Source organism: Planctomycetia bacterium (genome assembly GCA_015200345.1).
Classification (GTDB): Bacteria; Planctomycetota; Phycisphaerae; order UBA1845; family UTPLA1; genus PLA3.
Genome location: CP054187.1, coordinates 3,174,739 through 3,190,272 on the forward strand (window position 1 = coordinate 3,174,739; position 15,534 = coordinate 3,190,272).

General features: G+C 57.3%; 12 protein-coding genes. 8 read left to right on the top strand and 4 right to left on the bottom strand.

The window, feature by feature from the left end:
* The first annotated feature begins 124 nt into the window (after positions 1 to 124).
* A complete protein-coding gene (locus HRU71_12975; GenBank protein ID QOJ04344.1) occupies positions 125 to 814 on the top strand; it encodes a VWA domain-containing protein in 690 nt (229 codons plus the stop codon).
* A 3-nt stretch (positions 815 to 817) separates the two neighbouring features.
* Here the strand turns inward: HRU71_12975 and HRU71_12980 are convergent, their stop codons facing one another.
* Positions 818 to 5,152 carry a protein kinase gene (locus HRU71_12980; protein QOJ04345.1) on the bottom strand — a complete coding sequence of 1,445 codons (4,335 nt, stop codon included), beginning with the start codon at positions 5,150 to 5,152 and terminating at the stop codon, positions 818 to 820.
* Positions 5,145 to 5,717, bottom strand: coding sequence for a hypothetical protein (locus HRU71_12985; GenBank protein QOJ04346.1), 573 nt, complete (start codon positions 5,715 to 5,717; stop codon positions 5,145 to 5,147). Before HRU71_12985 ends, HRU71_12980 begins: the two co-directional genes overlap by 8 nt.
* A 195-nt stretch (positions 5,718 to 5,912) precedes the next feature.
* Between HRU71_12985 and HRU71_12990 the strand changes: the two genes are divergently transcribed.
* Positions 5,913 to 6,554: a hypothetical protein gene (locus HRU71_12990; GenBank protein QOJ04347.1), complete on the top strand. Its 642-nt coding sequence runs from the start codon at positions 5,913 to 5,915 to the stop codon at positions 6,552 to 6,554.
* A gap of 1 nt (position 6,555) precedes the next feature.
* Complete coding sequence (locus tag HRU71_12995) at positions 6,556 to 7,071, top strand: hypothetical protein (GenBank protein ID QOJ04348.1); 516 nt, start codon at positions 6,556 to 6,558, stop codon at positions 7,069 to 7,071.
* 190 nt (positions 7,072 to 7,261) lie between these two features.
* Here HRU71_12995 and HRU71_13000 read toward each other — a convergent pair whose 3' ends face one another.
* Positions 7,262 to 8,194, bottom strand: a complete 933-nt coding sequence (locus HRU71_13000) for a GIY-YIG nuclease family protein (GenBank protein QOJ04349.1) — start codon at positions 8,192 to 8,194, stop codon at positions 7,262 to 7,264.
* Between the two features lie 467 nt (positions 8,195 to 8,661).
* Positions 8,662 to 8,955 carry a hypothetical protein gene (locus HRU71_13005; protein QOJ04350.1) on the bottom strand — a complete coding sequence of 98 codons (294 nt, stop codon included), beginning with the start codon at positions 8,953 to 8,955 and terminating at the stop codon, positions 8,662 to 8,664.
* 145 nt (positions 8,956 to 9,100) lie between these two features.
* Here HRU71_13005 and HRU71_13010 point away from each other — a divergent pair, with 145 nt between their 5' ends.
* The 5 genes from HRU71_13010 (at position 9,101) to HRU71_13030 (ending at position 15,525) form a co-directional block, all read left to right on the top strand.
* A complete protein-coding gene (locus tag HRU71_13010; protein QOJ04351.1) occupies positions 9,101 to 9,736 on the top strand; it encodes a hypothetical protein in 636 nt (211 codons plus the stop codon).
* Positions 9,726 to 11,219, top strand: coding sequence for a type I restriction-modification system subunit M (locus HRU71_13015; protein ID QOJ04352.1), 1,494 nt, complete (start codon positions 9,726 to 9,728; stop codon positions 11,217 to 11,219). The genes HRU71_13010 and HRU71_13015 overlap by 11 nt, the downstream gene beginning before the upstream one ends.
* Complete coding sequence (locus tag HRU71_13020) at positions 11,209 to 12,381, top strand: restriction endonuclease subunit S (protein QOJ04353.1); 1,173 nt, start codon at positions 11,209 to 11,211, stop codon at positions 12,379 to 12,381. Before HRU71_13015 ends, HRU71_13020 begins: the two co-directional genes overlap by 11 nt.
* Entirely contained in the window at positions 12,378 to 13,727 is a 1,350-nt protein-coding gene (locus tag HRU71_13025; GenBank protein QOJ04354.1) for a serine/threonine protein kinase, read from the top strand. The genes HRU71_13020 and HRU71_13025 overlap by 4 nt, the downstream gene beginning before the upstream one ends.
* A gap of 94 nt (positions 13,728 to 13,821) precedes the next feature.
* Positions 13,822 to 15,525, top strand: coding sequence for a hypothetical protein (locus tag HRU71_13030; GenBank protein ID QOJ04355.1), 1,704 nt, complete (start codon positions 13,822 to 13,824; stop codon positions 15,523 to 15,525).
* Positions 15,526 to 15,534: the final 9 nt, after the last annotated feature.

Here is a 15,534-nt window from a genome sequence, read left to right on the forward strand (position 1 = left end):
ACCGGCAGGCCGCGGCGTCTGTTCGCCAAGTCGGGCAACGGTCGCTGACGGCCTCCAGCGGGGCGGAGGGCAAGGTGCTCTCCGCCCCATTTCTCATAGACCTCTACAAGAAAGGAATAAACCCATGTTCCAATTCCTGTTCAAGAATCGAATCTCTCCTACAGTGGCTATCCAGCCACGGCCAGCAGTACGGATCGTTCGCACGTCGTCAGTGCGGAAGATATTCGCTCCCGATCGCATCGGTCTCGTCGGTTTCCACGACCCGGCTTTTGTCATCGCCCGTCCGGCCGAACCTTTCAAGGGTTGGTTGCAGGAGCGGGCTCAGAAGCTGCACGACAAACTGGGCGGCGGTGGAACCAACATCGCGGCCGGTTTGCGGTTGTCCACCGAGTTGCTGGAGCAGACCCCGCCTGGCGTCTTGCGCCGGATTTGGCTGCTCAGCGACGGAGAGGCAAACCGCGAGGTCGAGGGCATCATGCCCGCCATCGAGCGTGCAAAGGCGGCCCGCGTGAACGTCAACTGCATCGGTATCGGCAACAAATTCGACGAAGCCCTGCTCCGTCGGATCGTTGATGCTTGTCACAATGGCAAGTTCGTGCCGATCACGACGCTCCGCGAGCTGACCGATGCGCTGCTTGCCCGGGGCACATCTGACGCCCCCCAGCGCCTCCGGCATCATCGATCGGAGACAACCGTCATCGCATGCGATTGCTCGCTCTCTATGAGTGAGCAGATGGATGGCAAGCCGAAGATCAAGGTGGTCGAGGAAGCCGTGATGCGGCTGCTGCTTCATAAGCATCGGAACTTTGCATGATGGTCAGCTCTGGCTGGCTCGGGACGGCCATCTCGAGCCAGTCATCTTCGCGATTGCCCAACCGGCATACTCACTGGCCCTTCCATCACTTCCGGCGGCTAGCCGCTCTAACGGCATACGAAACGATTGTATGACTTCTGTAGGAGGTTTTGGATCGCGTCCGTCGACGATGTGGGTGACTGCTTGCCAGATTCTGTATGCAGCGTGTTCTCGAACATCACTTGCAGGATCGGCTAGGCCGAATGACAGGAGTGGCGCTTTCTGATCCCAGTCTTCTATCGCACTACACACCCAACAGAGGGCCTCCGCCCTCACGGTTCCGACTTCACTCAGATCTTCGAAAACTCTTCGCAAAAAGCCTGTCATCTCCTGGAACTGAAACTGACCTAGCGCCCTGACACACCATTGCCGCAACAAATCTTGTACATCTGCCGTGTTGATCAAGCGATTTGTGAATTTGTAACCTGCAATTAGAACAGCAATGACTCTCACTTGTCCTACGAAATCGGACCCGTGCTCGCTAGCCAATGCGGCTGTTTGCCTTTCCACAAAGTCTTCAACTTCGGCACTCTGTAAAGTTGTTAAGAAGATCGCTAATGATCCTGCGAAACCAGGATGATAGTAAAGTACTTGTAGCGCTTTCAATCGGACATAAACCCCTTCCGTCTCCGTCAGCATACGTCTGAGCCGCGGCACGAGTTCTTCACAAGCTCCATCATTGTGCCATATGCCGCCATGCGCATAAGCTAACGGCCACAATGCGCGACACTGCACTTCTTCATCGCTATCATCTAATGCCAGCAAAAAATACTGTTCCGCAAATCTGGGGAGTACGTCAGCCCTCGACATTGCACGAAGTGTTGAAAGCGCGGCATCTCGTACTTGCTCATCGGGATGATTGATCCTGACTTCACAAAACAGCCGAAGCCATTCATCTCTATCGCCTGCCCGCTGATCGAATATGTCATCAGTAGATCTGACCCAACTACACCCCACTTCAACTGCCCTCAAGAATCGCAAAACCGCCGAGCGATCTGCTCGTCCCAGAAAGCTCCTGACCTTGGGCACCACGATAGATATTGGTGACTCGAAAAGCGCGTAAACTATATTTTCCTCGGCGCCAGCAGGAGAACCAGTTTTGAATACTCTTAGCGCTCGTTTCATCATCAGAGTCGGGGTTGCACGTTCCCGATCAACACGCTTCGTCTCTAGTGGGTGAGGTTCACCGTCGGCTCGATAGCCATCAAAATCGGCAAGCAATGCATCGATCATTTCGTCAGTCCGCTTTTGGCAATAAATGATAGTTCTATCCACCGACACATATCCTGCTCCGCCAAACAGCCGCGCGTCGATATATCTATCAGCGGCCGGCGTTTTGAAACGTGCGATAAGCGCAACAAAGACAGTATAGACCCGAGAATTCTCGCAGACGATTCGCGGATACTCCCAAAGTGAATCGGGCGTCAAACGTAGATGAAGCTCGCGCCCAGTACTCCGTCCAAACCAAAGGTTCAGAAGGAAGCCATAAACGCCACCACGAAGACACCTAACTAGCCGATCTTTGAGTTCGCAGTGCTGATGCACAGCATCCGAGAGGCACCACAGAAGTACGAACAGACGGCCGCTTACGGTTCTCGATGGACCTGTGCGGAGTATCCAAAGCCGCCGGCGCACCCATTTGAATAGGTAATTAAGGAACTCCGACGCCGCAGCCTCGTCAGTGATTCCAACGAAAAAACGCAGTACATCCTTCGACGAAGGGTCGCTTGAAAGCGAGAAGACTTCACGAGCACTACAGGATTTCCTAAGCTGCACAGCGCAGAAATATGACCTATACGTCGGGTGCCGAAATGACACACGCCCGGCAGAGTGTATCAAGACCCCCGTTGACGCTAGAGCTTTGATTAACGTGATTAGATGAGTACTCGTTAATGCCGCCTCAGGCGGGGAGATGGTTAAGCACTCTACGTCGGAGAGGTCCGCCTGACGCAGCGAATTCATGCGATGCGCAAGACGTGCCAAGAACGTGATCGCTGCTTCTGCCCCTAGAGCCATGCCATCTCGCTCTTCAAAGAACTGGCGAAGCCCATCTTCAAGTATGCGTTTGTAGATTATGCCAGGACAGAAGTGTGTCTCGCCAATAGGAATCGAATCATAAGCCATCGCGAGGAACCATGCATGGATAGGGAGCAGGAAGGGCTCAATTGCACCGGCTTCGCGCAAGCGCAAGAAGGCCTCCTGTCCCTTTACCTCACCGCAATGTGCAGTGAAGATCCTCAGCACCTGAGCACTTTTGAGAGGAGCCACATCGTATCGCGTGAATTCTCGTAATTCGGGAGGGAACGCTAGCTGACTTACGAGAATTATGCTAGTCCGTGGATATTGCTTCGCAATATCGGCGATTCGCGTCAAGACCTGTTTGCGCGACTCTTCGCCAATCTCGTCCAAGTAGTCGATGAGCAGTAGCAACTGACCTTCTTGCAACCAGCGATGAGTCGTCTTGGCATCAAGTTGCGAGTCGCCATTGTCGATGCGTGCACTCAAGAATGCATTGCAGTAAGCGATGAGCCCATCGCTGCATAACCTGGCGTCCACGCGGACTGGAATGCGGAGCGTTGCTGCATGAGGATTTGGCGACTCTAACCAATCAGAGCATAACGAGTGCGCGAGAGCATCGAGCTGGGCCGATTTTCCAGACCCACTCGGACCAACGATCCAAGATCTGATACTCTTGCTTACAACTTCATCAATACTAAATGAGGATATGGCCTTCTCGGGTTGCTGTTGATCCTCATCCTCAGCATCCCCGCCGTCCTCTTCGACATCAGATTTAACTCCCTTTGCCGGGCTCGCCCGCATGTACGAGTCTGGCGTTGCTCGCGGGAGAGTTTCTCGTTGGACGAATCGAAGGGGGAGCAGGTCGCCAATGGGGCGACTATCTTCAAAGGGCAACTGAAACGTAGCGACTTCTTTCTGAAATATCGCCGCGTAGTTGCGAAGCGAATTATCTTGTAGCCACTGTTCAAGTGCGACAGCAAGTTTCTCAGCAGTTCGAAAACGCTTGTCCTGCTCTTTCTCGAGGCAAACCAGAACGATCCGCTCGAGTTCGTGCGGCACTTTTCTGTTGAGATCTACCGGTGCTGTCGGCCGCTCCCTTTCTATCAGCTTCTCGACATAATCACAGGAGTACCCGAGGAATGGACGTTTTCCGGTAAGTAGCTCGTAAAGAGTGACACCGAGACTCCATACATCGGAACGCCGGTCAATATTTGCTGGCTCCCCCCGACGTCGGCGTAGCAACTCCGGCGAAGCGTAGGCGGGGGTGCCTCCAATCGACGCAGTTCCCTGATGAATCGCAGCGACCGTGGCAGCCACGCCAAAATCGGACACATGTGGTTCCCCTCCTTCATCAAGTAGAATGTTCGCTGGCTTGAGATCGCAATGTACCACCGTGCCACTGTCATCGCCGCTTTCATGCGCCGCATGTACAGCTCTGGCAATGGTGATCATCAACTTGGCAGCGCGGTCTGGTTCGAGGCCGCAAGGCGCATTCTTTAGCACTTCAGCCAGCGTGCCGCGGGAGAGGCAATCCATCACGAAAAACGGAACACCATTCGCGAAACAGTCATAGTCATGAACGGGAACAATGCCGGGGTGACGGATACTCGCGACGGTCCTAAACTCGTTCAGAAATTGCGCCGGCTCTATGCGGTTGTAGGACGCGCCCCCCAGAATCTTGACCGCGACATCGTGCCCGCGCGCTGTGCTTCTAGCCTTGTAGACCGTCCCGAACGAACCTTCACCAAGGGGTTTAGAGTCATAAAGTACGTATTTGGGACCGCCCGGCCTGCTAGTGAACAGTGCATCTCTTGTTCTGTGGCCCTCGTCAGGAAACCGTTGTACATACTCCGCGAGAGTCGGCAGCTCTCCCTTCTGCCATCGGTCAGCGTATTCGAGCCGAATGAGTTCTCCAAGCAGATCGCCCCGGTGCTCCTTCGGAACACGTTCGAGGAACTCCGTAATATCTGGCACCTTACTGTCTTCCAGTTGTTCCTTAAACTCGCGATAGAGACCCGCCGACTCGGCCGGTGGAGTATCCGGCCTGTTGGTAGCAGTTTCTCCGTCCTCAACCTCCGGCGATTTTCTTGCATCCCGCTTTCTGTAGTTGTCAAGCATCTGCAACGCAAAGGTGAGGGCAACTGCGTCGCCGCCACATGCTCGCTTGACGTGCTCTTCGTCATCCCCTATGGGCAGATCGACGGCAACTTGGAACGCTGCCAAAGCCAGTCGTTCCTGATCTGTATTGGGCTGGAGCTCCATAGTGCGCGCATCAAGCAAGTTTTGATCGGAGGTATGCGAGTAGTTTCCGCTTTTCCTTTTCCACAGTGCTTTTCGACACACGCAGTGCCGCCGCGACCTCGGCAATCGGCAATGCGGCCCACCAGTGAAGCCGTATAATCTCGGGCCATCGCGTGTACTCGCCTCCCATGCCCTTCATGCGATTCAGCAGATTATCCAGCAATTCGTAGTCGAATTCGCCGACCTCTTCACCTTCCATTTCGACATAAACAGGAAATGTTTGCCGCGCCGCCTCATCTCTCTCCGCTTGGCGGCGCATTCTGCGAGCACGGTCCCTTAGGATCCACTCGACGTGATCGGCGACCCCACTGAAGAAGGCATAGCGGTTCGGGCCGAGCTTGTTGCTTTTTTTGAGCCTGAAGAAGACCTCCTGCAAAACTGACGTGGTGTCCGATGTTCGTCGCAGCTTTCCTCCAAGCCGCTTACGAATGATGGCCTTGACCTGCAGTTCTACACGTGGCATCAGGCGCTTCAATAGCTCCGGTCGGTCCGCGGCAAATCCCTTGAAGAGATCCGTGAGCTCGTGATCGGTTGGTTCGTCCATGCACCGAGACCCTTGTTTCTCACGGCCTGCAATTATACTCGCGACCTGAATTCATACCCAGGCCATCCATTGCGCGTTACTTTTTGAAAATCAAATTACGGGTTGATCGAGGTCCATTCGCTCTTGAGTTAGGCAGAACGGGTTAGGCTGAGGCGTTCTCGGCCTACCGTTTGGCCTTTAACCGGAGGACTTCAGATGACTCAAACCATGACGTTATCAAGACGATTTGCAGGCCGGGAGGGCGGCTGGGCCCGCCCTCCCCGGCAGGTCCCAACACAGACCGGACCGCTGGAGCCGCTTGTCGGGCAGAGGATTTTGGCGATTCTCGATTGTGAGAATCTCAGCTACGGCTCTCGTGACCTGGGGTTTCACTTCGCGTATGACCGCCTGGCCGCGCTACTCCGAAATGTGGCCCGGACGTGCGCGTTGCACGCCTTCTTCTCCCGTGAGCCCGGGGACGCCGCCGCAACTCGATTCGTGGCACGATGCGGGTGGGTGGCCCACCCCTACGACATCCAGACGGTCCGGTCATATCGAGGTACAGAGCGCCTGGCCAACAGCGATGGCCTTATTCTGTTCACGTCCGGCCTGCTAGCGAGCCACAGCGATGCGGACGTTGTCGTTCTTGCCAGCGGCGACGGCGCTCTTGTCAGCGATCTTGCGAGATTCTTGAGGTCTCTGCCCAAGCCGAGGCGGATTGTGACGCTGAGTCTTGCAGGCTCGACATCGTGGCGGCTCGATGCCCGCCGGAACCCGGCGATCACAGCCAATATCGAGATCGGTCGTGACTGTCTTCGGCCGGTGGACCGCAGCTATCGTCTGAAAGGAGCTATGTGACATGATCAGTCTCTTCGTTGATCCACTCCAAAATCCTCTGTTGTATATTTTTCTCGTGGTCGCGGCCATTTACACGCGGATCACCTACAACGACTTGACGTGTCGCCGCGAGCGCCTCAAGGGCTTGCTCGCGACAATCAGAAGCATGCGCGCTCGCCGGCACGGCGTCGGCAGCGACGTGTCGCGTGGCGTCCGCTGGGCGACCGGGCACGAGCGGGCGGTTGCTCGACTTGGAACTCGACGTGGCGGGCGGGGCCGACGGCTAATCTCTGATGTCGCAAACGGCTGGGCACCAACCACAGCGGTTGCGTCCGCCAATCAGGGCATGACGCTCTCCGTGGATAGCCACAACAAGGAGAATCAGGCGTGGTTGGATCTCCAACGTGAAGCCGAAATCTACAACGCGCGTGTGCGTCAGTTCCCGAGTTGCCTCGTCGCCCAGGCCTTCGGCTTCCAAACGTGGCGATTCGCCCAGCCGAGCACGTCGGGCCGAAGGTTTCGAAGTTGGCGGCGCTAGGAGATTATACCAGTAGAACGTGGCGAGCCGCTATTGGCGCTACTCTCGCGCTTCGCCCGCACAACTGGGGCCGAACCGGTGCCTGCTTGAATAGACGGAGTGTTTCATCGGCCGACCGCTCTGCTTCTTCGGCCGATCGGATCGAGGGAACCTGGCACGTCCGGTTCCCCTCGACCCATCGCTGGCTCACTTATCGAACATTGTCCTCACCTGATTCGTCAGCCACAGCATCAACGCCCGCAAGTTCGAGTTGCAGCGCCTGCCAGTCGGCGTATGTCTTGCCGGTGTCGGCAACTTTCCATGCGAGGCGACCGTTGGAGTTGCGACCCAGCACCACGGCCGCCGCGGCGCTGGGGCTGTCGAACGACACGTTTTCCTCGAAGACGAGAATCTGGGGGTCGGTCCCTTCGACGATGCGCCCGCTCTCGATCAAGTCCGCCCGCAGGCCCTTGTAGCTCGTCCACGAATCGACGCCCTGCTTGCGCGCGGTGGAGCCTTTCAGCACGACGAATTGGCCGTCGACCACCCGCGCCTCCGCCTGCACGCCGGCGGCGGCCAACCGAAACAGCGGCGATTGCGGGGCTGTTCCTATCGCCAACTCGACGCGCGGGCTGGGCTGAAGGAACCCGAACCCGAGGACTGGCATCATCATCACGACCTGTTCGAGGAAGTACTCCATGTCGGCGACGTCGGCCTCTGGCAGGGCCGGCGTCGGCGGAGCGGTGTCATTCCTAACTTTCGCGCGGTGCGCCTCGTTCGCCATCTGAATGAGACGGCTTTCGAGATATCGCGCGTGGGCCTTAGTCAGGTTTTCATCCTTGCTAACGATGAAGACGGTACGTTGCCAGAAATCGCGTCGCTCATCGCGGTCGTGATAGGCGAGCCGTTTGAGCACGTCGTCGGCCTCGCCGATGTAGACCCACTCGCGGGCGGGGTTGTCCGGGTCGGAGCCGACGAGGAAGTAGATGCCGGTCCGATGGGCCTCGGCTCGCTTCGCCGCGTCCGCAAGCTGCGACCGCGAGAACACGACAACCTTGCCGGTCCAGTTCATGATCTCAGCCGTCAGGGTCCCGGTTGGTGCCCCTTCGACCAAGTGAATGCGGATTGTCCGTCCTCGGTTCATTGATCGTACAGCGTATCGGAGTCGCGCCGGGAGGGCTATTAAGTCATGAGATGCGGGGGCAGTCCAAGTTTTTTTCCCTTGGAGAAGCCTGCATAACCCATGGCTGGTTCATTGGTTATCGGATGGTCGTTAACGATTCTAAAGTCGAGTAGAGCTGATTCTTCAGAAAATACTTTGGCAGTACAGCGGATTTGATGTATATTATACAGTGAAGCAATCGACGTACTTCATCGTTTCTGACAGTCGATTGCGGGTGTCGGCACGTGGCCGGCATCAATACGGGGCGGCCCGCTGCTGAGACACCGGGCCACCCAAACGCTCGACATCGGCCAATGTAACGGCTTGTGCAGAACGTCTTGCTACCGCATTAGATGCGGCCCATCTGCATGAGTCAAGTCCCGTCGCCGCGAAAGGAGGTACCTCTAGCAAGTCGTAGGACGCCCCTTTGGCCCCGCGCGGGGTCGGCGTCAGTCGGTAAATCCTGTTCGTGCAATTTGGGTTTTCTCATGAATGAACTTGTCGGAAATCAGATCGCTACTGCGATCGATCTTCACATCCGGGCATTCGGCGGAGCGTATTCCGAATGGTACGTCGGCATCGCAGCCGACCCAAGCGATCGTTTGATCAATGGCCACAACGCCAACAGCGCTGCGAACGCCGCGCTTTACTGGGATGCCGGCAATGATGGCACCGCTCGCGCTGTCGAGCAGCACTTCGTCGACAAGGGCTGTCGCGGTGGTGGCGGTGGTGGCGATTGGCAAACGAAGTTCGTGTACGTGTACAAGATCTCGCAACTGACGCGAGAGTAATCAAGGATGTCGGGCGGCCGACAGGCGAACGCTGGTTCGCCTGTCGATCCAGCCCGCCAAGAAGGGAACCCCTGTGCGGCGAAGAATCGAAGAACTCGTGGATATCCAGCTCGGCTACCAGTTTCGCGAGCGCCTCACAATGGCTTCCGACGGAACGCATCAAGTGATCCAAGCAAAGGACATCGATCACCTCAACGACCATCGGCTTTTGCCATCGAGTCTCTATCGCGTGACGCCTAGGCGTGATGCGGAGAAGTACGAGGTCCGGAATGGCGACGTGCTGTTCCTGTCCAAGGGCCGGCGGAATTCAGCGACGCTTGTGGATGGGCTGCTTACCGAACTGCCGCGAATGCGGCCAGATGGTCGACGGGGGATGGACCGGGTAGCGACAATCCCGGCAGGGTACTTCTTCATTCTGCGCCGGCGCACTGATTGCATCCGGCACGACTATCTCGCCTGGTCGATCAACGCGCCGCCGGCACAGGCCTACCTGCAATCTGTCGCCAGTGGGTCAGCAATGCCCTTCGTCCCGAAACAGGCGTTCGTCGGCCTCGAGATCGTTGTCCCGTCACTGGACCGACAACAGATCATTGTGGAATTGCACCGGCTCGCACTGCGCGAGCAAAACCTGTATGGCCGACTGGCGGAATTGAAAGCCAGCCTGATTGCGGAGGTCTGCGTAACAGCGGCCCGCAACGAGGCCCGAACGACTGGGAGAACACATGTCGAATAAGCTGACCAAGAAGGATATCGAAAGCGTCGTCTGGCGAGCGTGCGACACGTTTCGCGGAGCGATCGACCCTTCCGAGTACAAAAACTACATCCTCACGATGCTGTTCGTGAAATACCTGAGCGACTTGGCCAAGGACAAGCGCGGCGAGTTTATGGATCGCTACAAGGGCGACAAGCAGCGCGTCGACCGGGCCATGAGCCGGGAGCGCTTCGTCATGCCGGCCGAGTGCGATTTTGATCACCTGTATGCTCGCCGCGACGACAACAACGTCGGTGAGCTCATTAACATCAGCTTGGAGAAGATCGAAGATGAGAATAAGACCAAGCTCGAGAATGTCTTTCGCAACATCGATTTCAACTCCGAGCCGGCACTCGGCCAGACGAAGGAACGCAACCGCCGGCTGAAGCTGCTGCTCGAAGACTTCGCACAGCTTGACCTCCGTCCGTCGCACCTGGAAGGACGCGACATCATTGGCGACGTGTACGAGTACCTCATTGGCAAGTTCGCCGCTGGCGCGGGCAAGAAGGCCGGCGAGTTCTACACGCCGCCCGAGGTTTCGACGTTGCTGGCCCGCCTCCTCAAGCCCAAGAAGGGCGACCGCATCTGCGACCCGGCCTGCGGGTCCGGATCGCTTTTGATCAAGGTCGGCCGGCAAGTCGGCTCCGACGATTTTCACCTTGCCGGCCAGGAGTCGAACGGCTCAACATGGGCGCTTTGCAAGATGAACATGTTTCTGCACGGCGTGGACAGCGCCCGAATCGAGTGGTGCGACACGATTACCAATCCGAAGTTGATCGAGGACGACAACCTCCAGCGTTTCAATATCGTGGTCGCCAATCCTCCGTTCAGCTTGGACAAGTGGGGCCAGGATTACGCCGCCCACGACCGCTTTCACCGTTTCAGTCGCGGACTGCCTCCCAAGAGCCGTGGCGATTACGGCTTCATCTCGCACATGGTTGAGATCGCCATTCACGGGGAGGGTCGCGTTGGAGTGGTCGTGCCGCATGGCGTGCTGTTCCGCGGTGGGCAGGAAGGCATCATCCGCCAGAAGCTGATCGACGAGAACCTGATCGAGGCGGTCATCGGCCTGCCGCCGAACCTGTTCTACGGCACGGGCATCCCGGCGGCGATCCTGCTACTGAACAAGGCCAAGCGCACGAAGGACATCCTGTTTATCGACGCCAGCCGCGAGTTCGAGGATGGCCCGAATCAGAACCACCTGCGCGACCAGGACATCGACAAGATCGTGAAGACCTACGAGGCGTTCAAGACGGTTAAGAAGTACGCCTACCGGGCGAAGGTCGAGGAGGTCCGCGAGAACGAATGCAACTTGAATATCCCGCGCTATGTGGACACGTTTGAGGAGGAAAGGGAGATCGACATCACTGCCGTGCAGCGTGAAATCGAGCAGATCGAGCTGGAATTGGCGCAAACACGGAAGCAAATGACCGGATACATGCGGGAGCTCGGTTATGGTCGTTGAAGGCCAACTACGGCTTGGACAACTCTTTGCGAATCGTCGTGAGCGAGGCCGTGCCGGCCTGCCGATCATGTCTGTGACGATGAACGACGGATTGGTCGAACGCAGCTCGCTTGATCGCAAGACGGACTCAGCGCTCCGCCCGGAGGATCATTTGCTGATTAAGGCTGGCGACATCGCCTACAACATGATGCGCATGTGGCAGGGCGCATCTGGGTTGGCTTCCCGCGATGGGCTCATCAGCCCGGCCTACGTAGTACTGAGACCATTGGATGCCATTGACCCACTGTTCGCCTCATACTGGTTCAAGTCTGCGAGGATGGTACATCTGTTCTGGGCCTACTCATACGGGCTGACTAGCGACAGGCTACGGTTGTATTTCAAAGATTTTGTGACTATTCCGGTTGTAGTCCCGCCGATATCGATGCAAAAACGGATTGCAGAAATGCTCCGCGTTTGGGATCAGGCCCAACGGTTGGTGAAGAAGCGACTCGACGGCTCCCTTGCGAGAAAACGCGCGCTCATGCAGCGGCTGATTGGGTCGCAACTCCACGAGGACTTCGCAAGAAGCCGAAATCGAGTGAAAGTAGTCGAGTTCGGTAGGATCGTTCAGTTGCGAAATGATCGATACGACCCTCACGACAATGGGGAATCATTGCCATGCGTTGAGCTTGAGCACATTGTGTCAGAGGAAGGGAGGCTTCTTGGAACGTGTCGCTCTGATCAACAGGACAGCCTGAAGAACCGCTTCAGTCCTGGCAATATTCTCTTTGGAAAACTCCGCCCATACCTCGCCAAGTACTTCTTTCCGACCTTCGCTGGTGTCTGCTCAACTGAGATCTGGGTGCTCGAGTGTGACGCACGCGTTTGTGAGCCAAAGTTCCTCTACTATTGTGTCCAAACACACTCCTTCATACAGCGAGCGAGCGTTGGAGCTGGCTCGAAGATGCCGAGGGCAGAATGGGATTGGGTATCAGAGATCCCAATCGTCTTGCCGGGAATCGTCGATCAACGACGCATCGTTGAGGTTCTCGAAACCTGCGATCGTGAAATCGCGGCACTTAACCGACACCTTGACCTCTTGAAGGAACAGAAAAGGGGTCTGATGCAGAAAATGCTGACCGGCCAAGATCAAGTGCCGACAGGGAAGGGAGGGCACCGATGACGCCGGGCACGATCATCAACAAGCGTTACGAGGTATTGCAGATAGTCGGCCGTGGCGGAATGGGGACCGTCGTGCGGGCGCGTCGTGTGTCGGATGGCGAGACGGTTGCGGTCAAGTATTGCCACCTCAAGGATGCGGCTTCGATCCGGCGCTTCAAGCGCGAGATTCGATTGATGCGTGAGCTCAAGCACGCGCATGTCGTACCAATTCTCAAGCTGTCAACGCAGCACGATCCGCCGTACTTTGTCATGCCGTTTGCCGAATTCAGTTGCGGCCGGAGATGCGAGGAATTCGCAGCAGACGAGAATTCTGCCATCGACGCCTTCCTTGAGCTCTGCGAAGGCGTGCAGGCGATTCATGCGGCTGGCATGGTGCATCGCGATATCAAGCCGGACAACGCGCTGATTGTCGACGGCCGCGTTGTGGTCGCCGACCTCGGATTGGCCAAGTTCGTTGACCGCGATACGACGATTCTGACGCAGACGCAGGCGGTCGTGGGTACGGAGTTGTACCTCGCACCCGAACAGCGATTCTCAGGCGGAAGCCGAGATGCGGACGGCCGCACGGACATCTATCAGCTGGGCAAGACGCTCTATCAGTTTCTGACCAACCTCGAACCAGCCATTATGGATATGAGCAAAGTGCCGCCTGGCCTGGCCTTTGCGATCCGAAAGGCGACGCGCGAAAACCCGAACGAGCGGTACCAGACTATCGGGCAGCTCATCGACGCGGTGAAGACCTACCAGAAAGCGCGTGATCCGAACGCGAATCCGGCAAACGCCTTCGAATCGCTTCTCAATCGGATCAAGGAGCGTTTGGAGCGAGGAGAGTATCGCGAAGACGATGTCGGTCAGATGCTGGCGACGCTCATGTTGCCTGTTGTACGCCAGACGACCACAGAGTTCTTGGACATGTTTGATCGCGTTCCGCACGAAGTGCTTGCAATCCTGCCCGAAACGCATCCGGAGCAACTGGACGAGCTGCTGCGCGTGTACGTTGGCGCGATCGAGGAACAGGTAACCAACCACAGCTTTTCATATGCCGAGATAGTCGCGAAGAAGATGCGGGTGCTCTTCGGTGCGGCAGGGACGACGCCAGAAGTCAAGGGACTGTGCATCGAGGCGACTCTTATCGCCGCAGTTCGACTGAACCGGTTCGCCGCAATGGACACGCTGAATTCGATGCTGACAGCGGTGGTGGACGAGGCAGACGCGATGGCCGTGCGCGAAGCGCTCGAACGGCAGCGGACCGAGTACCGCGGCGTGTGCGAACAGATTCCGGCGCTGAACCTACACGCTGCCATCCGCTCGCTCCGTGAAGAGCTGTTGAGCCAGGAATCGAGTTGAGGAGCATTGCCATGCATGAAGCACCTATGGACAGTCTGTTGTTTAAGCGCTCGACCGCTCCCTCTTGTGTGCCGGCGAAAACGGAGGCAGCAAAATGACGAGATTGCAGTCGTCCGCAGGTCCTGTCCTTTCACGCGGCATCATCATCCGACCGGGGCGGCCGGTCGTGCGCACAACATTTCAGTTTGTAGGAACGCTCGTGCCTAACGCGGCGCAGCCGATCGAAGTGCTTGAACGACAGGCACGATCACTGGTGTGCGATTGGCTCGAAGGCAAGTTTCCAGAACGGCTCTCGCCAAGCGCCCGTGAGGGGGAGTCCTTTGAAATCGACGTCCATGGACAGCGACTCGAATGTGTCGCCATCTCGGAGGATCGACTGTGGAGCATCCGCCTGATCCAACCGGACACCCCATTCAGAGATCGACCCGCTGTGCCGGGACGGACGTGGACCACTGAAATCGCGCTCGTTCGGGAGTCGGCGGGCGTGAGATTCGCTATTCGCGTGGTGTGCGCATCACTTCGCTTTGCTGGCGAGCCGGTTACGTTGACCCGACCTCGAATCGTGATCGACTTGGGAAGTCGCTTCACTCTACGTGAAGCCCGCCCGATTCGCGCGTATGCGTGGCGTCCGCAATCCGAGACGGAGCTGCTTGAATTACAGGAACTATTGACGTCGCCCGAACGCGGGCTGCCCGTCTATCTGCTTACGACGCCGGACGAACGGCAGTTGAACATGCACGTGGCTCCATTCATGCTCGACCATGAATCACTTGCACGTCGGGTGCAGGGCCTGGCCCATGTCGTCACAATGCCCTGGGAACTTGGCTACAAATGGACGGAATTGGTTGGCAAGCCGTGGTCCGCGTACTGGGGAGCCGTCCGGACGTACCGGCCGGGTCTCGACTTCGAGAGCGAGCTGCCCACTGACCACCCGCTGTCGCTTGCGGAGGGAATTCTCGCCTTTGAGTACAAGGGGCTGACAATGGAGCGCGCGTTCGAGGAGTTCCTTGTCGACCGCGCGTTTGAGCACTCTGCAGGAAGGCACGTCAATTGGGGGCCGTGTCTGTTTTATGTTGATGCACGTCGGCGTCGAGCGGAAATGGCGAGGTCATCCGCTACAGAGGACTCAGAATGGCGGACGCTGTATGAGGAAGAAATCGCATCGCTGGGGGCGAAGATCGAACAACTCGAGCACGAGCGCGATGACGCCTTGAGCATCGCGGACTCGGCGGACAAGGACCGCGAGTTCTACGTTGCGGAGAACCAGCGGCTGCGCGCGCGGATCGACGCTCTTGGATTCCAACTCACCCAGAAAACGGGACAGAGCGTCGATGCTACAGCTCCCTTGCCCAATTCTTACGATGACCTGCCTGACTGGGTTGATTCGCAGCTTGTCGGGCGCTTGATCTTGCACCCACGCGCGCTCAACGCTTTGAAGAAGGCAATGTATGAAAACGTCGGGCTTGTTGCTCAAGCGTTGCTTCTACTGGCGAACGAATATCGCAACATGCGGCTTGGCCACGAGGACGCCAAGGACTCCTACGACCGAAAGGTCAGGGAACTGGGGCTCCGCCACGATGGTTCGATTACCGAGGAGCGGGCTTCTGAGCAGGGCGACGAATACTTTGTGCTTTATCCAATTGGCTCCCAGAAGCGGCGTTTTCTTGAATTGCATCTTCGCAAGGGGACAAGCAAGGACAAGCGCATCTGCCTCGCAGTTTACTTCTTCTGGGACGATGAAACTCAGCAGGTGGTTGTCGGATGGCTCCCCAGCCATCTCGATAACCGACAAACGTGAAAGGCGGGA

Bases quoted from the DNA above. Each gene is read 5' to 3' on its own strand.
- HRU71_12975 (QOJ04344.1), top strand. From the start codon at position 125: ATGTTCCAATTCCTGTTCAAGAATCGAATCTCTCCTACAGTGGCTATC.
- HRU71_12985 (QOJ04346.1), bottom strand. From the start codon at position 5,717: ATGGACGAACCAACCGATCACGAGCTCACGGATCTCTTCAAGGGATTT.
- HRU71_12990 (QOJ04347.1), top strand. From the start codon at position 5,913: ATGACTCAAACCATGACGTTATCAAGACGATTTGCAGGCCGGGAGGGC.
- HRU71_12995 (QOJ04348.1), top strand. From the start codon at position 6,556: ATGATCAGTCTCTTCGTTGATCCACTCCAAAATCCTCTGTTGTATATT.
- HRU71_13000 (QOJ04349.1), bottom strand. From the start codon at position 8,194: ATGAACCGAGGACGGACAATCCGCATTCACTTGGTCGAAGGGGCACCA.
- HRU71_13015 (QOJ04352.1), top strand. From the start codon at position 9,726: ATGTCGAATAAGCTGACCAAGAAGGATATCGAAAGCGTCGTCTGGCGA.
- HRU71_13020 (QOJ04353.1), top strand. From the start codon at position 11,209: ATGGTCGTTGAAGGCCAACTACGGCTTGGACAACTCTTTGCGAATCGT.
- HRU71_13025 (QOJ04354.1), top strand. From the start codon at position 12,378: ATGACGCCGGGCACGATCATCAACAAGCGTTACGAGGTATTGCAGATA.
- HRU71_13030 (QOJ04355.1), top strand. From the start codon at position 13,822: ATGACGAGATTGCAGTCGTCCGCAGGTCCTGTCCTTTCACGCGGCATC.